Origin of the sequence: Flavobacterium longum, from assembly GCF_965137575.1 — a bacterium.
Classification (GTDB): Bacteria; Bacteroidota; Bacteroidia; order Flavobacteriales; family Flavobacteriaceae; genus Flavobacterium; species Flavobacterium longum.
In genome coordinates this window covers 1-21,006 of sequence record NZ_CBCRZJ010000004.1, presented here as the reverse complement: position 1 = coordinate 21,006, position 21,006 = coordinate 1, and the positions used below count along the sequence as shown (strand labels likewise).

The following is a 21,006-nucleotide window of genomic DNA, read 5'->3' as shown; positions in this document are numbered from 1 at the left end:
TTAGTTGTTAGTCGTTAGTTGTTAGTGGCTAGATGCTTGATCTGGCCGTAAACATCAATTTCAAGATTAAAATTCTTCCAATTATCAATTGTCAACTGTCAATTATCAATTATTTCAGGCATTTAAAATAGTCGAACGGTTCATGGCAATCGTTGCATTGGAACAAAGCCTTACACGCGGTTGACCCGAATTGGCTCACCAAACGCGTATTGGTTGACTTGCACAACGGGCATTTCACCATTTTGGCGTTGCCGAGCAATACCATTTTGTCGTGCGATTCGTCGAGCGGTGCAGCAATGCCATAATCCTCGAGCGCTTTGCGTCCTTTTTCGGTAATCCAATCGGTTGTCCAGGCTGGCGACAAAACGAGTTCAACGGTAGCATCGATCCCTTGTTCGCGCAATGCTTTTTTGATGTCGTCGCCAATAACGTCCATGGCCGGACAGCCGGAATATGTTGGGGTAATCGTAATGTGTGCGATGCCATTGCTCACCGATGCCGTGCGGACGACACCCATGTCCATGATGGAAAGCACCGGAATTTCCGGATCGGAAACCGTGGAAAGGATTTCGGCAAGATGCGCGTCAATATGTGCACTTGTATCTGTCATACCCCAAAGACAAAGTTCAACAAAGTTCGCAAAAATTACCAGGTCATGTTTGGATAGGCGCGCTGCATGTATTGCATGTCGGCCAGCAAATAACCCATATGCTCAGTATGGATGCCCATTTTTCCGCCTTTTTGGAAGAATTTCAAATCGGGCACTTTCAGCGTGGCTTCTTCGAGCAACGCCGCCACTTTATCGTAATAATCTTGTTTGAATTGCGATACATCGACGCCAATGCCTTGTGCGGCCATTTCCCTATCGGCATCGGTCATGTGGAACAATTCGTCTGTAAATGTCCAGAGATTGTCTATGCCCGACTGCATTCGCTGGTGGCTTTCGGGCGTACCGTCGCCCAATCGTTTCACCCAATCAGAAGAAAAACGCCTGTGATACGACACTTCCTTCAACGACTTTTTCGCGATGGCCGACAAGGTAGCGTCCTTGCTGTATTGCAATTGTTCGAGCAGCATCAAATGAAACTCGTCGAACAAATATTGGCGCGCTACCGTAAAGGCGAAATCGTTGTTGGGTTGTTCCACGAGCAATACGTTTCTGTACTGGTTTTCGTTGCGCAGGAATGCTACCGTGTCTTCGTTGGCATTGCCGCCGATGAGTTTGGCTGCGTACTGGTAATAGCTGCGCACCTGCCCGAAAAGGTCAAGCGACATATTGGTCATGGCGATGTCTGTTTCCAGATTCGGGCCGTGGCCACACCATTCACCGAGCCGTTGCCCGAGGATGAGCGCGTTGTCGGCGACGCCGTAAATGTATTGGACGAGATTGTTCATTTCTTAGTCAAAAGTCGAAAGTCAAAAGTCGAAAGATTCGCCTCCTGAAGCTCGAATTAATAATTAGTCCTAACGTTGGTCGAATATAAAGACGAAGGGCAAAAAAATTAAACCTCTGTTACCTTTCGACTTTACACTTTCGACTTACATATGTTTCAATTCCTCCGGCAAAATGTAAAATGTCGGATGGCGGTACGCCTTGTCTTTTGCAGGCTCAAAAAATTCCCCGTTGTTTTCAGGGTTTGATGCCGTAATCGCCGTGGACGGCACAACCCAGATGCTCACGCCTTCCATGCGGCGGGTATAAACATCACGGGCATTTTCGAGCGCCATCGTGGCATCGCTCGCGTGCAGGCTACCGCAATGACGGTGTTCCAGTCCGTTCTTGGAGCGGATAAATACTTCCCAAAGTGGCCAATTTTTCATGATTATCAGTCTATTGTCGAATGTCGAAAGTCGAACGATTGAATCCGTACCTCAGATTTCGACGGGTTTATTGATTTGATAGTGTCGTTAGGCGTTTGCCATTTCAAGATTGGCTTCTTGCTTTTCAGCGTAAGCCACGGCTGCGTCGCGTACCCATTTGCCTTCGTCCCAAGCGCCTTTGCGGGCATCCATCCGGCTTTTGTTGCACGGGCCATAGCCTTTCACGACCTGCCAGAATTCATCCCAGTTGATTGGGCCGAAGTCATAGCCGCCTTTGGCCTCGTTCCATTTCAGGTCAGGGTCTGGAATCGTAAGTCCGATCAAGTGTGCTTGCGGCACGGTTTGATCGATAAATTGCTGGCGAAGTTCATCGTTGGTTTTGCGCTTGAGTTTCCATTTCATGGATTGCGCGGTGTGTACAGATTCTGCATCAGTCGGGCCGAACATCATCAAAGACGGCCACCACCAGCGGTTGAGCGCATCTTGTGCCATCGCTTTTTGTTCCGGCGTGCCTTCGGCCAATGTCATCATGATCTCAAAACCTTGTCGTTGGTGGAAACTTTCTTCCTTGCAAATCCTGACCATGGCGCGTGCATACGGCCCATAAGACGTATTGGTAAGCGCTACTTGGTTGATGATCGCCGCGCCGTCCACGAGCCAGCCAATGGCGCCCATGTCGGCCCAAGTTACAGTCGGATAATTAAAGATGGAAGAGTATTTGGCTTCGCCCGAATGCAATTGGTCGTACAATTCATCGCGCGAAATACCGAGCGTTTCGCAGGCACTGTACAAATACAGCCCGTGTCCGGCTTCGTCCTGCACCTTGGCCAGCAACGCCACTTTACGGCGAAGCGAAGGCGCGCGGGTAATCCAGTTTCCTTCCGGCAACATGCCTACAACTTCTGAATGCGCGTGCTGTGAAATTTGCCTGATGTGCGTTTGGCGGTATTTCTCAGGCATCCAATCTTTGGGTTCGATCTTCTGGTCGTTGACTATTTTTTGGTCGAACGCCGCTTCTAATTGTTGCAATTCAAGCTCAGACATAGTTTTTTCAATTAATAGTTAATAATTAATAATGAATAATTGGGTTCGCTATTAATTATTAATTGTTCATTATTCATTATCTACACGTCAAAATCCACGACGACTTTCCCCGATGTCGGGACAGACTGGCAACTGAGCACCAGATTCTGCGCGACCTCTTTGTCATCGAGTGCGTAATTGGTTTTCATCTGGACGCTGCCTTCCACCACGCGACATTTGCACGTGCTGCATACACCGCCTTTGCAGGCGTAGGGCAAATCGGCACCGGCAGCGAGTGCGCCATCCAAAATATTATCGTAATCGTCATCCATCACAAAATGGAATTCCTTTCCGCCATCGATAATGGTGACTTCTGTTCCCGTTACTTTGTTTTCCAGCGCTTTGCTGGCGCGGGCTTTATCGGCTTCCGAATGACCGGTATTGAACAGTTCGAAATGGATTTTTTCCTTCGGCAACCCGGCGGCGACCAACGCGTCGCGGATCAGGAAAATCATGTCTTCCGGGCCACAGATGAAACATTCGTCGGTGTCGTCTATATCCATCAACGCTTTGGTGATGACTTCCATTTTCTCCTTGGTAAACCGCCCGTTGAACAATTCTACGTTACGGCGTTCCTTGGTCAGGAAATGGAAAATCTCAAACCGCCCAAAATATTTGTTCTTGAGCTGTTCAATTTCTTCCTTAAAGATAATTGACTTCACGCTGCGGTTCAGGTAAAAAAGCTTGAACGTGCTTTTGGGTTCGAGCGCCAAATGGGTTTTGATGATCGACAAAATCGGGGTAATGCCACTTCCGGCAGCAAACACGATGTAATTCTTGGCTTTCTCGGGTTCAATCGGCGTATGGAATACACCAGACGGCGGCATGACATCCAGCGTATCGCCTTTGCGGAGCGTTTCATTCACGTAGGACGAGAACAGCCCGCCATTTATTTTCTTCACCGCGACTTTCCATTGGTTTTCGGTTGGGCTGGTGCAGAGCGAATAGTTTCGGCGCACTTCCTGACCGTCAATCATGGCGCGAATCGTAAGGTGCTGGCCATGCGTGAAACGGAAATCTTCGCGGATGTCATCGGGAATATCCAGTGCAATTACCGAACAATCCTTGGTTTCCTTGTAGAGGTCGCGTACTTTGACCGGATGGAACTTTGCCATATCGAACACTTTTGATTACAACTAACATTTGTTAGTCAAATATGCAAATTTAATTATTATTTGCCAAAAGTTTACGACAACGTTTGAAAAATTGCATCACTGTTGAAAACCAACAATTTACACGCAATCGAAACAGTCCATCAAATGGGTTTAAACGATACCGCGCAACAAGATTTCAGGCAGGTTTTCCTTGAGGATTTTCGGGGTAAAATCCTTCTTTTTGCCGTACCACAAATAAAGCGTCCGGAGGGTTGACAGCATCGAGAAAATAATTACTTCCGGGTTTTGCTTCTTGAATTCGCCATCGGCAATGCCTTTCTTGATGATGCTCCGGAACATTTCCTCATATTCTTCCCGCATCTTCAGGAAATACGCCAATTCCGCGGGCGGCAAATGCATCCAATCATTGTTGAGCGACGCCAATGCTTCCGGATTCCGGACGGTAATGTCAATATGCAACTGGATGACTTTCTCGAGTTTCTGTACTGCGGTTTGGTCTGACGCGACAATGTCCGAAATAGTGTGGGTATATTCCTCGGCAATCGCGATGACAATCAACGACAGGATTTCGTGCTTGGATTTGATGTGGTTGTACAAACTCGCCGCCTTGATGTGCATGGCCTGCGCGATATCTCGCATGGTTACGGCGCTGTAGCCTTTCTCCTTGAAAAGGATTGCGGAAATGTTGATGATTTCGGTTTTCCGGTCGGGCTTCATGCAGCAGCGAGTGGCTAGATAATTTGTCTAACATTAAAAGGCTCGTAAAAATATAAAAAAATTCGGCTTAAAAACAATACTGAACCGCTTGTCCGATTCGAATCGTTCCAACAAGGTGAAACATCTAACCACTAGCCACTATCAACTAGCCACTACCAACTAACCACTAAAAACCTAAATCAAATTGTTGTTCTTCGCCTTCTGTATCGCCTCTATTTTGTTGTGCACCTGCAATTTGGCGTAAATATTCTCGATGTGTTTGCGTATCGTCCCGACAGACAGCACCAAGTTTTCTGCGATATGGTTGTATTTCAAACCTTTACTCAATTGTTCGAGCACTTCGATTTCCCGCGCCGTAAGGTTAACTTCCTCGGACTGTTGCTGGTTGTCAAAAACCATTGGGTTGCGGAATAATTTCAGGGTTTTCAGGGCAATCGATGGCGTCATCGTAGCACCGCCGTTCATGGTTTCCAGGATGCCTTGGTGCAAGTCTTTTGGGTTGACTTCCTTGAGCAGATAACCATCGGCGCCGGCCTTGATCGATTTAAAGATGTTTTCATCGTTGTCAAAAACGGTCAGCATGATGATTTTCAAGTGCGGGTATTTCTGCTTGACGATTTCGGTGGCTTCGATGCCGTTCATCTTGGGCATTTCGATGTCCATCAAAATCAAGTCGATCTTTGCCGTGCCGTCGAGTTTCTCGAGCAATTCCAAGCCGTTCGAAGCAGTGAACCGACAGTTAAGGTCATCAAAAAAAGAGAGCTTTTCCGCAATGGCTTTTTGCAGGAAAACATTGTCGTCAACGATGGCTAATTTGATCATGATCGTAGTGCTTGCTGGTCCAGAACCAGTGTGATTGTTGTGCCCTTTCCGGGCGATGAGGCAAGTGAAAATTTACCGCCGACCGCTTCCGAGCGTTTCTGCATATTCAATAGCCCGTTGCCTGATGGCGCCTGCGCAGGGTCAAAACCACGGCCATTGTCGGTTACCACAATATCGATATTATTTCCTGATTTTGAAATGCCGATGGCAATGTTTTTCGCATCGGCATATTTCAGGGCGTTGTTCACCGCTTCCTGGATGACGCGATACACGTTCATGCCTTGCACCGAGGTGAGCCGGACGCCGGACAAATCGTCGGCTATGGTAAAACTGAATTGCACGTCGGTTGCGGCTTCCTGCGCCTTATCGATAAAATTCGCAATCCGGACGCGCAAATCCTCCAGCCCGATATCATTGTGGTTCATGGCCCAGATCGTGTCGCGCAATTCCACGATGGTATCCCGTGTAAAACTGCCGATGCTTTGGAGTTTTTGCCCGATTTTGCTGTCGCTCAAATCAAATCCGAACCGCAGGTTGTCCAATGAAGAAATGATGAACGTGAGTTGCGACCCGATGTTGTCGTGCAAATCGCGTGAAATCTCAAGCCGCTGCTGCTGCAATTGGTTCTGCATCTCGATTTGCGCAATCGCCGCCCGGAGTTCGTGTTCCTGCGCCTGTTGCCGGTTTCTGATTTTTTGTTGCCGATAGAGCAAATACCCAATGGCAGCGACGCAAATCGCAATGAGCGAAACCACCAGGATGTATTGCCGCTGCTGGTTGACTTCGGCTTGTTTTTCCAGCAGCATTTTCTCTTTTTTCTGGCTCTCGAACTGCACCTCCAGCTCCGCGATCAGGGCATTGGTTTCCTTGTTGAGCACGCTGTCTTTGTAGGTGACATACTGCTTGTAGCTGTCGTAGGCCAAATCAGTCTTACCCTGTTTTTCATACACGTCGGCCAAACTCCGAAAGGTCAAAGCGGCGTGATGGATGTAGCCGTTCTGCTGCGCCGACGCGATGGATTTCCGGTAATTTTCCACGGCTTTGTCTAGCTGTTTCGTCTCTGCGTACAACGCGGCGATGCTGGCGTAAGTCTCGGCCATCCCGGCAAAATCCCGCCTGGCCACGCGAATCTGTAGCGCTTTCTCATACACTGGCAAGGCATCATCATAACGCTTCCTCATGGCATACAATCCAGCGATGTTGTTCAAACTGTACGGAATCCCGATGCTGTCGGCGAATTGCTCTTTCAACTGCAAGCCTTTCCGATAGAATAGCATGGCGCTGTCGAGCTGGTGTTGCATTTCCTTGAGCACGCCGTAATTGTCGTAAATCCCGCAAAGTTCAAAGCGCAATTGGTCTTGTTCCGCAATGGCGATGGCTTTGCGCATGTAACCCTGGGCGCGCGGCATGTTGCGGCGTTTCATCGCATAACCCAATTCGCCGTATTCGTGGGCGAGTTTTTGGCGGTTGCCGATGTTTTCGTAAAGTGCGATCGCCTTGAGCCGGAATGCCACCGATTGCTCGTACTTGCCACGGTAATAGTAAATCAATCCAAGGTTGGCGTAACTGTCGGCCTCGCCCAAAGCATACCCAATTTTCTTTGCGGCGGCGGCATTCGCGTGAAACAATTTGCCGATCGTGGCCGCGCGGTTGGTCTTGGTATCGAACGAAAGGTTGTTGAGTGAATCGATGGATTTCCTGTCCTGCGCCCAAAACAGCGCCGGAGCAAAAAGAAACGCTATCAACAACCGCTTGCTCATAGCTGTGCTGTGGATTTTCCCGGAAGCGTGATCTCGACGGTCGTGCCCGTGCCCGCTTCAGAGGTAATGGTCAGCGTACCGCCAATGTCGGCGATGCGTTTTTCCATGTTGCCGATGCCGTTCCCGCGGGCGACGTCTGCCGTGCTGAAACCGCGCCCGTTGTCGCGAACCGTAATGTTCAATGCCCTATCCGATACGGATTGTTGCGCCACATCGATCACGATGTCACGCGCTCCGGAATATTTAATGGCGTTGTGAATGGCTTCCTGCACGGTGCGGTAGATGTTCATCCCGATGAGCGACGTAAACGGCACATCTTGCAACGATTCGGGCATGTTGAATTTAAACGACACCAACCCGTTGGCTTCCTTCGCCTTTTCGATGAAATTCATAATTCTGGACCGCAATTCCTCGAGCGTGATCGTACTGTGGTTCATGGCCCAAATCGTGTCGCGCAGTTCGATGATGGTTTCCTTGGCAAACACGCTGATGTTCTGCAGTTTGTCGTCGAGTTTGGCATTCTTCAGGTCGAAGGCATATTTGATGTCGTCCACGGAAGAAATGATGAACGTGAGTTGCGCGCCGATGTTGTCGTGCAAGTCGCGTGAAATCTCGAGCCGTTGCTGCTGCAGTTTGTTCTGCGTCTCGATTTGCGCAATGGCCGTCTTGAGTTCGTGTTCCTGCGCCAATTGGCGGTTTTTCATTTTTTGCTGGCGGTTGATGAGCAACCCGACGAGCGCGATGAAAAACACCAGCAAAGACAACACGATCAGCAAATTATTACGGTTGCGGACTTCGGCATCTTTCTGGACGAGTTTGAGCCGGTTCTCCGCCAGTTCGCGCTCTTTACGGTCTGTCTCGTGCAAGATGCGGAACTCGGCCAAAGACGCTTCCTTTTTCTCGTTGACCAGTTTTTTGTATTCCTCGAAAAATAGGCGTTCGGCGGCAAGGGCATTTTTGTGGTCGCCTTTGCGTTCATAGATTTCCGATAGGATTTGATAGGATTTCCCCAGGTTGAATTTGTTGTTGACGTCTTTTAAGATGTCGATGCTTTTAAGCGTCAGTGCGATGCCTTTGTCGTGGTCGCCGCGAAACGATGCCAAATTTCCCAGGTTGCTGTATGAATCGGCGATTTGCTTTTTGCTGCCAGAAGCCAAATCAAGTTTGAGACATTCGTTGAAATAATAATCTGCGCTGTCGAGTTTTCCGCTGAACAAGTAGCAATTGGCTTTGTTGTCGTAAAACGTGGACTTGGTGCGCGGAGACCGGATGCTGTCCGAAATCCTGATGCCAATCTCATCCAGTTTGAGTGCACTTTCGTAATCGCCGCTCATGCCATACACATTGGCCAATGTATGCGCCGCACTTAACCAACCGGTTTCGGCCTTATGCCTATCGAGAATCCTGAGTGCGGTTTCAAGGTTTTCCTTGGCGGCTTTCAAATCTGCCTTCTGCAAATGAAGTTCGCCGATGAATGCCGTCACGCGCCCGATGCTGATACTGTCCCGTCGGTTTTCAAAAATCCGGAGCGCATCGTACAGATACCGTTGCGCCTTCGGATAGTCGCCGGTATGCCGATAGCCGTTGCCGATGCCGGTGAGCGCGAACGCCTTTAACGTATCCGATTCTGCTTGTCTGGCTTTTTTCAGTCCTTTCTCGAAGTGTTTCTTACCGAGTTCGTATGACGACTGTCCGGAATAATAAATCCCCGAAATGATGTGCGCCATCGCTTGAAATTCGGCCGATTCCTTTGTAGCGATTTTTTCGATCCGAGTCACTGTCGAAGAATCGATACCCCGATCGCTCATGGTGCGCGCGGCATTAAAAACTTTGATGATGGATTTCTGCGTGGCACTGTGCGCGATGACTTCAGGCTTGGTTTCCTTGGTGCACGACAGGAGCAATGTCGCCAAAATCAATGCGGTATAAAAGGCGAATGTCGCGCGTTGGGTTTGCATCGTCCGGGATATTTTACGCCTAAAATAACAAAACCTGAACAGAAATTGTCCAGGTGTATTAATCGACCAGTCCATGCTGTACTATTTTGCCTACCAAGTCGTGTTGCAGTTCCAGGATTTGGCGGTCGAGCTTATCCCGCGCCGATTGCAACGTCAGCCGGAGTTCGTCCGAGAGTTCCAACTGCGCCAGTTTTTCATCGTTGTCGGCGGTCAATTGTGCAATCACGTAATGCAGATCGCTCACTTTCCTATTGTGGCTGAGTTGCGCTTTCCGGAAATTGATGCTGAGCACTACGATGGTGACACTCAGTAAAACGATGATGGCAATCAGCAAATAAATCATTCTTCTAAAGGTTATCATGTAGGTCGGTTATTAATGGGGAAAGCCGGGACTTTAATGCCCCGGCTGCTGTCATACATTACAAAAACTCGCCGCGGAATGAACCCTGCGTCACTGATTTTGAATCCGTACAATTCTCGTCGTCTTTGCCGGTAAAGCTAAACGTGCCTTCCACTTTGGAATCGTTCAAGGTCGTGATGTTGATGGTTCCGGTGGCGCCTTCGCAATTGCTGGTGTCGTAGCTTACGCCAGATCCGGTCAGGACAAAAGCCAATGTGCTGTCACTGTCTGGCCCGATGGTGTATTCGCCCGTACTGTTGATGCCGAGCAGGTTGATGGAAAACGAGGTAGCGCCAGACATGTCGTTGCTTCCCGAAATCATGATCAGCCTGCCGCTGCCCGAACCGGTAGAAGTGGCCACGCCCGCGGAAAATCCGCTGATGTTGTACGTCACGTATTGCGTGCCATCAACTTTGGCTTTGATGTACGTGCCGGATGGTGTTGAACCGCCGCCGCCATCATCATCGCTGCTGCAGGAGAGCGCGAGCATCGACAGAGAAAAAAACAAACATTTTCCGAATAGTTTAACTGCTTTCATTTGTAAATTTTGTTGGTTTATGAAAGCAAAGTAACCTTATCGAGGCGTGCCGTTCAATACGGACTTTTTCGTATTTTGATCAGAATGCCATGTGCGGAAACCGGACTTGCAACGCGGCGATTTTTTCAGTTGTGGCCTGAACGAACTTCCTGTAACTGTCGGCATCAGGGTTGAACGGCCGGTGTGACTGCGCCTTGCGGACGGCATCGACTTCGGCCATAACCGGAAATACTTCGGGCGAAACCCAACTTGCCGCAAATTTTTCCCAGATGCAGTTGATGGCCATTGGGCTCGGATGCAGCAAATCGTCGGCGTAGAAACGGTAGTCGCGGAGTTCGTCCATCATGATTTCGTAGGATGGAAAATAGTGGCTGGTGACCGGCGGTTGGTGGCCGGATTGTTTGTCCAAAACAGTATGAAGCGCCGCGATCAAATGTGCTTTGCTGCGTTGGTTTTCCACAAAACCGTCTTTGAGGTGACGCACCGGCGACACGGTAAAAATGAGTTGCGCCGATGGGTTATCACGACTCACAAGCGAAACGATCCGCGAGAGGCTTTCCGCAATCGCCTCTATGGGAAGCAGTTCTTTAGTGAATTCCGTTTGCGGGATTTTGTGGCAATTGGCGACGCGATTCCCTGAAGATTTATGCCGATACACCCAAGCCGTGCCGAGTGTAACGATGACATGCGACGCTTGCTGCAAATGGCCTCGCGTTGTAGCCAAAGCCTCGTTCAACCGATGTAGAAAAATCGTGGCGTCTGGATGGCTCAAATCTGAATGGACGTCAAAACATTGCCAGCGGTCGTTCGCATAAAAAATGTCTGTCTCGTTGAATGGGCTGTCATTGATCGCGCGTTCCAGAAGTTTTTCGATGGCCGTCGGTTGGAACAAAATCCCAAACGGATTGACGGTTTGCCGGAACTGGAAATAGCCCAGTTTTTCGGCCATGTTCACCGCGAAACACGACCCGAGCGACAACACCTGCGAATCATAGCCAATCGGGTTGGGCGAAACAGCAATCGGGATGCGGGTAAACAATTCCAATTTACTTGTAGAAATACTTGATGTATCCGTCGTCGATGACCACCGTGCCGCTGTCGTCGTACGTAAAAAATGTGGGCGCACCATCGTCATTGTATTCCCAAACGTGCGCATAGTTGTCAATAGCTGGGCTGTTGGAATACGTCTGCGTCACGGTCACGATGTTGTGGCTGATGCCTTTGTATTTTTCAGGGTCGAACGACCTGATTTGATCCATGCCGAGAATGTCATGTTCGGGCACGAGTTTGTCGTCATAGGTGTACGTATGGGTTTGTGTGGCGCCATCGGTACCGATGTAAATGGCATGCGACACTTCGCCACCGGCAAAGAAGAACTCGCGCGTGCCCAAATAACTTTCCTCCGAAACGCCGAACGTATTATACCGAAGTTCCGTCACCGAACCGTCGGGATTGTAATTGTAAATACTTCTGTCGCGGCCGCCATTGGCGTAATCGAGTAATTTACGCCGGATCAATCGCCCCGAGTCGTCGTAGGTGAATTGTTGCTCGCTCGCCAAATCGGTATCGTCGTAAGTCTTGATGTTGACGATGAGGTCGCCGTCGTAATAGTAAAACGTACGCACGTCGTTCGAGGCCTCGGTCCGTTCGAGTTTACGCCCATCGTAATAATACCGGATTTCAAACGCATCGCCCACAAAAGGCTGCCGCACCACTTTCCGGAGCATGCCTTGCGGTACGTTGCCCGTGTCGTCGGTCGTACATGAAAACGTTACGACGACCAGCAGAAACGCAAACAGTTTTTTCATGGCTTATATTTTCGGATAAACTTAAGGAATTGCCGCCAATAAAAAAATCCAAACACTTGCGTATCTGGATTTGTGATTTCGTGTCTGAACGCGATTAATAGTAAGTAAATGTCGTGGTCACTTCATTAATGCCTGAGCCTTCCACGGCCACGGTCGGGTAATTGTCGGCATTGTAGGTATAGATGATTTCGTCGGCACCAAAACTCATTTGGTCCAACACTACATTGTGCATGATGCCCGACGCGCCGATATCCGTAAAGGAAATTTTGCCATATCCAGTAACATTCTTGAACGGGTTGTTCTTGTTGTCGTACGTGTAGATGTGGCTCTCGCCCATGCTTGTCGTGATCGTGGCGACTTCGCCATTTGGAAGAAACGTGATTACGCCCGTGCCGTCGCTGGTGGTTTGCGATGTGGTGTCGCCGTTAAAATAGCTTACCGAGATCGTACCGTCGCCATTATACACATAGTTTTCCTTACGGCCGTAGTCATCTTCGAGTTCGAGCATGACATACGAAGTAAGCTGACCACTGCCGTTATAAGTATAAGTTTCCTTTTGGAAGAGCACGCCGCCCAATTTGTATTCAACTTTTGTGATCAGGTCACCGGTATAGGTGAATTGCACGACGTAACCGCCGTCGGAGGTTACTTTGTTGATTTTGGTGCCGTTGTAGGTCGCAGTAGAAGTAAATGTACTGCCGTCTGCGTCCGTTTCCACGGTTTGTTTGAGCAACACCACGCCTGATGCGTTGTCGTCGTCGTCCGAAGAAGACGAGCAAGATTGCAAAGCCAACGCACCGATGGCCAGAAAACATAAGATTTTTTTCATGATTGTTTTTTTTTGTGGACGCAATAATCCGAAAAAAAGTTGAAGGAAAAAACCTGCAATGAAAACTTTAAGAAAAATCCGCGAACTATTCCGGACTGTTTGCCGACGCCGTTTCAGATTATTCTTCCCGAAATTTTACGTTATCAAGACGTGCCAAGTGAAGGCAAAAAATTATTTGCTTCCCGGTTGCAGGTTCACAACGCTAATAAACACAAGTGAATTTGTATCGAATCAATGAATCCTTGACTGTCATTTCTGTCGGATAATTGTCCTGGTTATACGTGTACTCGAAGGTTTTTAGGGCTTGGCCTGTTTCTGGATTATTTTGTGAGAGCAAGTTTTCTTTGTTGCCCCAAAGCATTTGAGAACCTCCACCCACAAAATACTCAACGCGGTAAGCCAACATGATTTTATCGAAACCTGTTATATTTTTAAGCGGACTATTCATTTCGTCATAATTAATAATCGTTCCTTCTGGCAACAAAGTATTTTGATCACCTTCGGTGAATGAAAACCTATCGAAACTATAATAGAAATAATTGCCCTCATAACGATAAGTGTGTCGGTCTACAATACCGTCGGCGACATAATTATAAAACATACGATAATCTGCACCATAATTACTCGTTTTTAAACACTTTATAAGTCTATGGTACATATCATAAGATAATGAATATTCATATTGTGCGGAAGATTCCAGCAATTCTCTTCTTTCCTTTATACTTGTAATCAAGTTGCCAGTATAGGTAAAGTCAACACTACCACCGTCTGGATTGATAATGCGCAACAACTTATTTCCGTCATAGATAAAATCAAAAGGATAATCGTGGAGCCAAAATCCATCAGAATACCAATGATTGATCATTTGCTTCACAAGAACGCCACCTTGAGAGGTTGTCTGTAGGGGTGAAATTTCGGCAGACGATTGTTCGTCTTCGCTCGAGCAAGCCATAGCCATCAACACGACCGCTCCGATCAAGATTCGATTAAAGGCAAGACTACTCATAAAAATATTGTTTATTGTATGTCGTACTTCTTACAACGTTCAACGGATAGTCGTACTCGTTGTAAGTATATGCGCCAGCAATAGTTCCAACTACGTTATTTGGACCGCCAACATAAATTCCATCATACATCCTGATATTGACGAGATTCAACAGCGTAATTTTATCCAGACCAATTACGTTGCGTAGCGGATTCTTCTTATAATCGTACATGTAGTACAAAACCTCATGGACAACATAGGAGTTGCTTGCGCCACTTGGACTGTAAACAAATACCCAATAATGACGTTCCAACTTTGTGGGTCGCCCCTGCGACAAAGTAATCTGTCCCCATTCGGTAGGGGTCGTATCATTTACGTTATTGATTTCGTATGTCACCGTATTGTCTTCATTGTAAACAAAATCAATGGTCCGGGAAAAAACAGATGCGAAATAAACGGCAACTCCACTCAACCTGCCGGCGTCGTCGTAGTCCAGCAAATCCAATCTATTCGAAAAATCAAAACTATGAAAGATTTGAGTGATTAGCGAATCGGTATAGGTAAACTCCACGTTTTCATCGCCTTGAATTTTCGTCAATTTCAAGCCGTCATAAACGTAGTCCAACGTGTCCACCGACCCAATCACGGTAGCGCCACTAATCACAAGCCGCTTCAATAAAATCGAATCCGGTGTCAACGGCGCAATCGGAGGAGGATTAGGAATGGAGTCATTAGGTGTGGGTATTGAATCGGTAGGCGTCGTCGATGGATCAACTATCGCAACATCATCTGTACTACACGAGGCAATAATCGTGAGCGTCAACAATATCAAGATTTGCTTTAGCATCGCATTCATTAAGGCAATATACGTAGTTTTTTTTGCCTAACAAGTTTTTTACTTAACAAACCCTGCAGCCTGCTCCAACGCCGCCGGAATGCCCAAAACATCCTTGCCGCCAGCGGTTGCAAAGAACGGTTGTCCGCCGCCGCCGCCTTGGATGTGTTTGCCCAATTCGCGGACGACCTGCCCTGCGTTGTAGCCTTTCTCGGCAACGAGTTCCTTGGAAATGTAGCACGTCAGCATCGGTTTGCCCTCATCGGCAGTCGCCAAAACCAAGAACAAATTCTGCCCAAGCTTGCCGAGTTCATACGCCAGGTCTTTCGCGCCTTCGGCATTCAAATCAACTTGTTTGGCCAGGAAACGGACGCCATTGATCTCGCGGAAATCATTCATCAATTCGCCCTTGAGGCTTTTGGCTTTGTCTTTCAAAAGCGCCTCGACCTGTTTCTTCAACTTGGCGTTTTCATCCTGCAAAGACATCACGGCCTTGAGCGAGTCTTGCGGGTTTTTCAACGCGACTTTGATTTCGGAAAGCAACGCTTCGTGCTCGGCGAAATAACGCTTTACCGCTTCGCCCGTAATGGCTTCGATACGACGGATGCCCGCAGCCACCGCGCCTTCGCTGACAATCTTGAAATGCCAGATGTCGGCCGTGTTCTTCACATGTGTTCCGCCACACAATTCCATACTCTCGCCGAACTTGATGGCGCGCACATGGTCACCGTATTTCTCACCGAAAAGCGCCATCGCACCTTCTGCAATCGCATCGGCAAAAGCCATATTGCGGCGTTCCATCAGCGGGATGTGCTCGTTGATACGCGCGTTGACGAAGGTTTCCACGTCGGCGATCTCGTCTTCGGTCATCTTCGCGAAATGCGAAAAGTCGAAACGCAGATAATCCGGTGCCACGAGCGAACCTTTTTGCTCGACGTGCGTCCCCAAAATGGTACGCAATGCCTGATGCATCAGGTGCGTAGCCGTGTGGTTGGCCATGGTTTCCTCGCGGAGTTCGCGGTTCACTTTCGCCGTAAACGTGCCGTCGAGATGTTCGGGCAATTCGCGGCTAAAGTGCAAAATGAGGTTGTTCTCTTTTTTGGTATCGATGACTTCGATGGAATCGTTGATGTTGTACAGCGTGCCTTTGTCGCCAACCTGGCCGCCGCCTTCCGGATAGAACGGCGTGTGGTCAAGCACGATCTGGTACAACGTGCCGTCCTTTTTCGAATCGGTCTTGCGGTAACGCAGGATTTTCACTTCGTTGACCAAAGTATCATAACCCACGAATGGTTCCGATCCGTCGCCTTCCGACACGGTTACCCAGTCGTCGGTGGATACTTCGGAGGCCGCACGCGAACGGGTTTTCTGTTCGAACATCGCCTTGTCGAAATCGGCTTCGTTGTAGGACATGCCTTTTTCCTTGAGGATGAGCGCCGTCAAATCTTTCGGGAAACCAAAAGTATCGTAGAGTTCAAAAGCCTTTGCGCCCGGTACTTCTTCGCCATTGGTTTCGGTCACGACATTCTCGAGCAATTGTAAACCTTGGTCGAGCGTACGCAGGAACGACGTTTCTTCTTCCTTGATCACGTTCATCACCAAGTTTTTCTGCGACCTGATTTCCGGGAACGAATCGCCCATTTGAGCCGCAAGCGTATCGACCAATTGGTAGATGAACGCTTCTTTTACGTTCAGGAATGTAAAACCGTAACGGATCGCGCGGCGCAAAATCCTGCGGATGACGTAACCTGCGCCGGTGTTCGACGGGAGTTGTCCGTCGGCGATGGCGAATGCTACCGCACGCACGTGGTCTGCGATGACGCGGATGGCGATGTTGGTTTTCTCTTCGGCGTCGTTGGAAGCCTTGATCGTATATTTTGCACCCGTGATTTTCTCGATGTGCTGGATCAGCGGCGAGAAAACGTCCGTGTCGTAGTTGGATTGTACGCCTTGCAAGACCATGCACAACCGTTCGAAGCCCATGCCCGTATCCACGTGTTGCGCAGGCAATTTTTCCAAAGAACCATCGGCTTTGCGGTTGAATTCCATGAACACGTTGTTCCAGATTTCCACGACTTGCGGATGGTCGGCGTTGACGAGTTCGCGGCCCGACTGCTTGGCTTTTTCTTCGGCCGAACGGATGTCGACGTGGATTTCGGAACACGGCCCGCACGGACCTTGGTCGCCCATTTCCCAGAAATTGTCTTTTTTGTTGCCCAGCAAAATGCGGTCTTCGGCAATGAGGGTTTTCCAGATGTCGAACGCTTCCTGATCGAATGGGACGTTTTCGGCTTCGTTGCCTTCGAACACGGTCACGTAGAGAATGTCCTTATCGATTTTGTAGACTTCAGTCAACAATTCCCACGCCCAATGGATCGCTTCCTTCTTAAAGTAATCGCCGAAAGACCAGTTGCCCAGCATCTCGAACATCGTATGGTGATACGTATCGATGCCCACTTCTTCGAGGTCATTGTGTTTTCCCGAAACGCGCAAACATTTCTGGGTGTCTGCGATGCGCGGGCTTTTGGGCGTGCCGTTGCCCAGAAAAAACTCCTTGAATTGCGCCATGCCCGAATTGTTGAACATGAGCGTCGGGTCGTCTTTCAAAACGATGGGCGCAGACGGCACGATTAAATGCCCTTTGCTTTTAAAGAAATCGAGGAATTGCTGGCGGATGTCTTGTGACTTCATTTTAATTTGGAAATTTGAAAATTTGGAAATTTGAAGATTACAAAAACCTGGAATCGAAAACGAATGTTCGTTCTATCAACGCACATATAGATCATTTTCCAACTCTCAAATTTTCAAATTTTCAAATTTGACCGGCAGACGGAAACATTTTACTAAATTTGCTTTCGCCCGCGTTTTGCAAGCGCAAAAATAGGAATTTTAACTGATGAAGAAAGTAAAATATTACTACGATCCGGAGACGTTGGCTTACCGCAAAATCAAGCCGCGGAAAAGGACGAAGTTGGCATATGCCGGGCTGTTTCTGCTTTCATCGGCGCTGTTCGGTTTTCTAGGATTCGTGCTCTTGTTGAACACCTCTTTTTTTGAGACGCCGAAAGACCGGTTGCTGACCCGCGAAATTGAAAACCTCAAGATCAATTACGATATCGTCAACCGGAAGATGGACCAGATGGACGAAGTCATGGCCAGCATCGCGGAGCGCGACAACAATTTGTACCGCACCTATTTTAACGCCGCACCGATTCCTGAAGAACAACGCAAAGCGGGTTTCGGCGGCGTGAACCGCTACAAGGAATTGGAAGGTTACAACAATTCGCAGCTGGTGACAGATACGCGCAAAAGGGTCGATGTGTTGTCTAAAGAACTCGCGATCCAATCAAAATCACTCGACGAAATATACCGCTTGGCCAAGGAAAAAAGCAAACTGCTCGCGGCCATCCCGGCCATTCAACCGGTACAGAACGAAAAACTGCGCGCCGTGGCCTCGGGCTTTGGGTACCGCAGCGACCCGTTTACGAAAGTGCGGAAATTCCACGCCGGAATGGATTTCTCGGCACGTACCGGCACGCCTATTTTTGCCACTGGCGACGGCGTTGTGGCGCGGGCCGACGCAGGCGCATCGGGCTATGGCAACCACATCGTCATCCGTCATGGCTATGGCTATGAAACCTTGTACGGCCATTTGAGCAAGTATAAAGTGCGCGCCGGGCAACGGGTAAAACGCGGCGAAATCATCGGCTATGTGGGTTCCACCGGACGGTCTGAAGCACCGCATTTGCATTACGAAGTGCACAAGGGCGGCGTGGTCGTGAACCCATTAAATTTTTATTATGGCAATATTTCGGCGGCAGAATACGTAGCAATTGCTAAATTAGCCAACCAAGAGAACCAATCATTAGATTAATGCACCTCGATTTATCACCAGACAAAAGATATTACAGCATCGGCGAGCTGGCCAAGGCGTTCAATGTGAATGCGTCGCTGATCCGGTTTTGGGACAAGGAGTTTGACATCCTCAAGCCAAAGAAAAACGCCAAGGGCAACCGGATGTTCACGCCCGAAGACGTCAAAAACCTCCAGCTGATTTACCATTTGGTGAAGGAACGCGGCTTTACGCTCGACGGCGCGAAAACGCATTTGAAGGAAGGCCAGAAAAAAACGCTTGACAAATTCGAAATCATCCGTAAATTAGAAGGGATTAAGGCGCAGTTGGTGAGTATTAAGAACGAACTTTAGCGGTAGCTTAGTGGCTAGTTATTAGTAGTTAGTGGCTAGATATCGCCTCTAAAATGAATTTTTCACTTTTACACATGAATCGGAAATAAATCTTTAACCCAGAACAATTATCTAGCTGCTAGCAACTAGTCACTAGCAACTTAATTTTTTAACCTAGAATAACTTTGCAGCTACTAGCCACCAGCTACTAGCAACTAACAACTAAAAACAAACATCATGAGAAAATTTTTGCCTTGGATTATCGGAATCGGACTTGTCTTAATCTTGTTTTTCTGGATTAAGGGAATCAACAACTCCGCAGTATCGCTCAACCAGAACATCGAAGAAGCTTGGGGTAATGTGGAAACGTCTTACCAACGACGCAATGACCTCATCGGCAACTTGGTCAATACCGTGAAAGGTGCCGCAGACTTTGAGAAATCAACGCTCACCGCCGTGATTGAGGCCCGCGCGAAAGCGACTTCCATCCAAGTTGACCCAACGAACATCACACCGGAGCAATTGGCGGCATTCAGCCAGGCGCAAAGCGGCGTGTCGTCGGCATTGTCTCGACTGTTGGTTACCGTTGAGCAGTATCCGGACTTGAAGGCGAACCAAAACTTCCTGAAACTGCAGGACGAATTGGCCAGCACCGAAAACCAAATCCTTACCGCGCGTACCCGTTTCAACGAAGCCGTGAAACCATACAATACACACATTTCAACATTCCCGAATTCGATTTTCGCGGGCATGTTCGGCTTCCAGAAAAAAGAATACTTCAAGGCGGTTGAAGGTGCCGAAAAACCGGTAGAAGTCAAGTTCTAAAACACCTACAAATGTCTAAAGTAGAAAACTTCCTGACCGCAGCCGAAGAAGCCGAAATCGTCGAAGCCATTCGGCTGGCCGAGAGGGAAACCTCGGGTGAAATCCGGGTGCACATCGAAAAGACGGCATCGGGCGACGCCTTTGACCGCGCGCGGGAAGTTTTCCACTTGCTCAAGATGGACAACACCGAACTCAAGAACGGCGTCCTGATTTATATCGCCGTAAAAGACAAGCATTTCGTGATTTGTGGCGACAAAGGCATTGATGATGTCGTGGCCGATGATTTTTGGGATTCCACCAAAGACGTCATGGCGGCGCATTTCAAAAACGGTGATTTCAAGCAAGGCCTGATTGAAGGCATCGCGCGCGCCGGAGAAGAACTGCGGCACTATTTCCCGTGCCAGGACGATGACCGGAATGAACTGTCCAACGAAATATCAAACGGCGGCCTATGACACCAAAGGCGCACCGAAATTCACCAGCACCAAATACATTAAACGACGTGCTTAAAAAAATACTGTTCATGTTGGCGTTGCTGGCATTCCAGTTTGGCCATGCGCAGTTCAACATTCCGCCCAAACCGGAATTCCAGACCAGCCTATACGATTACGCCAAATTGCTGAGCGATTCCGAGGCCAAGGCGCTCGAGGAAAAACTCATCCGGTATTCCGATTCGACTTCCACGCAAATCGTCGTGGTGACGGTAGAAACCATCAACGGCGAAGACATTGGATTGCTGGCCCCGAAATGGGGACACGAATGGGGCGTCGGGCAAGCCAAGGAAGACAACGGCGTGTTCATCTTGCTCGCCGAAAAAGAACGCAAAATCTGGATTGCGCCGGGCTATGGTCTTGAAGACCGACTCACGGCCGGCATCAACGGCGAAATCGTCCGGAACGTCATCATTCCTGAATTCAAGGCCGGAAGCTATTACCGCGGGCTCGACAAAGGTGCAGACGAACTATTCAAGGTCTTTAAAGGAAAATACAAAGGTGAGCGTAAAAAGAAAGCCAAGGAGTTTCCGATTGGCGCATTCGTGTTCATCATTTTCGTGATCATCATCATTATTGCCATTGCCACCAAAAACAAAGGCGGCGGCGGTGGCAGCGGCGGACGCGGCGGTTTTGACCTCGGCGATTTTATCATCCTGAGCAGTCTGGGCCGTGGCGGCGGAAGCGGTGGCTGGGGCGGTTCATCAGGCGGCGGCTTTGGCGGCGGTTTCGGTGGCGGCTTTGGCGGCGGCGGTTTCTCCGGAGGCGGCGCGGGCGGCGGATGGTGATTTTCTTAATGAATAATNNATAGTTAATAATGAATAATTAATAACG

Annotated in this window: 22 protein-coding genes; 5 read left to right on the top strand and 17 right to left on the bottom strand. The window is 48.7% G+C overall.

Going from position 1 to position 21,006, the window contains the following annotated elements; genetic code table 11:
- Nucleotides 1-109 precede the first annotated feature (109 nt).
- The 17 genes from paaD to alaS form a co-directional block, all read right to left on the bottom strand.
- Nucleotides 110-610: a 1,2-phenylacetyl-CoA epoxidase subunit PaaD gene (gene paaD / locus ACM9J1_RS08395; protein WP_415581590.1), complete on the bottom strand. Its 501-nt coding sequence runs from the start codon at nucleotides 608-610 to the stop codon at nucleotides 110-112.
- Between the two features lie 35 nt (nucleotides 611-645).
- A complete protein-coding gene (paaC, locus tag ACM9J1_RS08390) occupies nucleotides 646-1,395 on the bottom strand; it encodes a 1,2-phenylacetyl-CoA epoxidase subunit PaaC (RefSeq protein WP_415581589.1) in 750 nt (249 codons plus the stop codon).
- Between the two features lie 144 nt (nucleotides 1,396-1,539).
- Nucleotides 1,540-1,824 (bottom strand): 1,2-phenylacetyl-CoA epoxidase subunit PaaB, encoded by a 285-nt coding sequence (gene paaB, locus ACM9J1_RS08385; protein WP_415581814.1) that lies wholly within the window; start codon nucleotides 1,822-1,824, stop codon nucleotides 1,540-1,542.
- Between the two features lie 84 nt (nucleotides 1,825-1,908).
- On the bottom strand, nucleotides 1,909-2,865 hold the full coding sequence (paaA, locus tag ACM9J1_RS08380) for a 1,2-phenylacetyl-CoA epoxidase subunit PaaA (protein ID WP_415581588.1): 957 nt from the start codon (nucleotides 2,863-2,865) through the stop codon (nucleotides 1,909-1,911).
- 80 nt (nucleotides 2,866-2,945) lie between these two features.
- On the bottom strand, nucleotides 2,946-4,019 hold the full coding sequence (gene paaE, locus ACM9J1_RS08375) for a 1,2-phenylacetyl-CoA epoxidase subunit PaaE (RefSeq protein WP_415581587.1): 1,074 nt from the start codon (nucleotides 4,017-4,019) through the stop codon (nucleotides 2,946-2,948).
- A 150-nt stretch (nucleotides 4,020-4,169) separates the two neighbouring features.
- The gene (locus ACM9J1_RS08370; protein WP_415581586.1) at nucleotides 4,170-4,736 is read right to left on the bottom strand and encodes a TetR/AcrR family transcriptional regulator; all 567 of its coding nucleotides are present in this window, start codon (nucleotides 4,734-4,736) and stop codon (nucleotides 4,170-4,172) included.
- A gap of 174 nt (nucleotides 4,737-4,910) precedes the next feature.
- A complete protein-coding gene (locus tag ACM9J1_RS08365) occupies nucleotides 4,911-5,558 on the bottom strand; it encodes a response regulator transcription factor (RefSeq protein ID WP_415581585.1) in 648 nt (215 codons plus the stop codon).
- Nucleotides 5,555-7,318, bottom strand: a complete 1,764-nt coding sequence (locus ACM9J1_RS08360) for a tetratricopeptide repeat-containing sensor histidine kinase (protein ID WP_415581584.1) — start codon at nucleotides 7,316-7,318, stop codon at nucleotides 5,555-5,557. Before ACM9J1_RS08360 ends, ACM9J1_RS08365 begins: the two co-directional genes overlap by 4 nt.
- Nucleotides 7,315-9,276: a tetratricopeptide repeat-containing sensor histidine kinase gene (locus ACM9J1_RS08355; protein WP_415581583.1), complete on the bottom strand. Its 1,962-nt coding sequence runs from the start codon at nucleotides 9,274-9,276 to the stop codon at nucleotides 7,315-7,317. The genes ACM9J1_RS08360 and ACM9J1_RS08355 overlap by 4 nt, the downstream gene beginning before the upstream one ends.
- Nucleotides 9,277-9,334: 58 nt before the next feature.
- Nucleotides 9,335-9,637 (bottom strand): hypothetical protein, encoded by a 303-nt coding sequence (locus ACM9J1_RS08350; RefSeq protein ID WP_415581582.1) that lies wholly within the window; start codon nucleotides 9,635-9,637, stop codon nucleotides 9,335-9,337.
- 58 nt (nucleotides 9,638-9,695) lie between these two features.
- A complete protein-coding gene (locus ACM9J1_RS08345) occupies nucleotides 9,696-10,214 on the bottom strand; it encodes a DUF6252 domain-containing protein (protein ID WP_415581581.1) in 519 nt (172 codons plus the stop codon).
- 79 nt (nucleotides 10,215-10,293) lie between these two features.
- Nucleotides 10,294-11,259, bottom strand: coding sequence for a GSCFA domain-containing protein (locus tag ACM9J1_RS08340; RefSeq protein WP_415581580.1), 966 nt, complete (start codon nucleotides 11,257-11,259; stop codon nucleotides 10,294-10,296).
- A 1-nt stretch (nucleotide 11,260) separates the two neighbouring features.
- Nucleotides 11,261-12,022: a hypothetical protein gene (locus ACM9J1_RS08335; protein ID WP_415581579.1), complete on the bottom strand. Its 762-nt coding sequence runs from the start codon at nucleotides 12,020-12,022 to the stop codon at nucleotides 11,261-11,263.
- A 94-nt stretch (nucleotides 12,023-12,116) separates the two neighbouring features.
- Nucleotides 12,117-12,851 (bottom strand): hypothetical protein, encoded by a 735-nt coding sequence (locus ACM9J1_RS08330; protein WP_415581578.1) that lies wholly within the window; start codon nucleotides 12,849-12,851, stop codon nucleotides 12,117-12,119.
- 202 nt (nucleotides 12,852-13,053) lie between these two features.
- Entirely contained in the window at nucleotides 13,054-13,857 is an 804-nt protein-coding gene (locus ACM9J1_RS08325; RefSeq protein WP_415581577.1) for a hypothetical protein, read from the bottom strand.
- Nucleotides 13,850-14,512 (bottom strand): hypothetical protein, encoded by a 663-nt coding sequence (locus ACM9J1_RS08320; protein WP_415581576.1) that lies wholly within the window; start codon nucleotides 14,510-14,512, stop codon nucleotides 13,850-13,852. Before ACM9J1_RS08320 ends, ACM9J1_RS08325 begins: the two co-directional genes overlap by 8 nt.
- Nucleotides 14,513-14,731: 219 nt before the next feature.
- Entirely contained in the window at nucleotides 14,732-17,362 is a 2,631-nt protein-coding gene (gene alaS / locus ACM9J1_RS08315; protein ID WP_415581575.1) for an alanine--tRNA ligase, read from the bottom strand.
- Between the two features lie 205 nt (nucleotides 17,363-17,567).
- Between alaS and ACM9J1_RS08310 the strand changes: the two genes are divergently transcribed.
- From ACM9J1_RS08310 to ACM9J1_RS08290, 5 genes are all read left to right on the top strand, one after another.
- Complete coding sequence (locus ACM9J1_RS08310; RefSeq protein ID WP_415581574.1) at nucleotides 17,568-18,545, top strand: M23 family metallopeptidase; 978 nt, start codon at nucleotides 17,568-17,570, stop codon at nucleotides 18,543-18,545.
- Nucleotides 18,545-18,877: a MerR family transcriptional regulator gene (locus ACM9J1_RS08305; RefSeq protein WP_415581573.1), complete on the top strand. Its 333-nt coding sequence runs from the start codon at nucleotides 18,545-18,547 to the stop codon at nucleotides 18,875-18,877. Before ACM9J1_RS08310 ends, ACM9J1_RS08305 begins: the two co-directional genes overlap by 1 nt.
- Before the next feature lie 216 nt (nucleotides 18,878-19,093).
- Nucleotides 19,094-19,681 carry a LemA family protein gene (locus ACM9J1_RS08300; protein ID WP_415581572.1) on the top strand — a complete coding sequence of 196 codons (588 nt, stop codon included), beginning with the start codon at nucleotides 19,094-19,096 and terminating at the stop codon, nucleotides 19,679-19,681.
- 11 nt (nucleotides 19,682-19,692) lie between these two features.
- Nucleotides 19,693-20,136 carry a TPM domain-containing protein gene (locus ACM9J1_RS08295; RefSeq protein WP_415581571.1) on the top strand — a complete coding sequence of 148 codons (444 nt, stop codon included), beginning with the start codon at nucleotides 19,693-19,695 and terminating at the stop codon, nucleotides 20,134-20,136.
- The gene (locus tag ACM9J1_RS08290; RefSeq protein ID WP_415581570.1) at nucleotides 20,133-20,960 is read left to right on the top strand and encodes a TPM domain-containing protein; all 828 of its coding nucleotides are present in this window, start codon (nucleotides 20,133-20,135) and stop codon (nucleotides 20,958-20,960) included. The genes ACM9J1_RS08295 and ACM9J1_RS08290 overlap by 4 nt, the downstream gene beginning before the upstream one ends.
- Nucleotides 20,961-21,006: the final 46 nt, after the last annotated feature.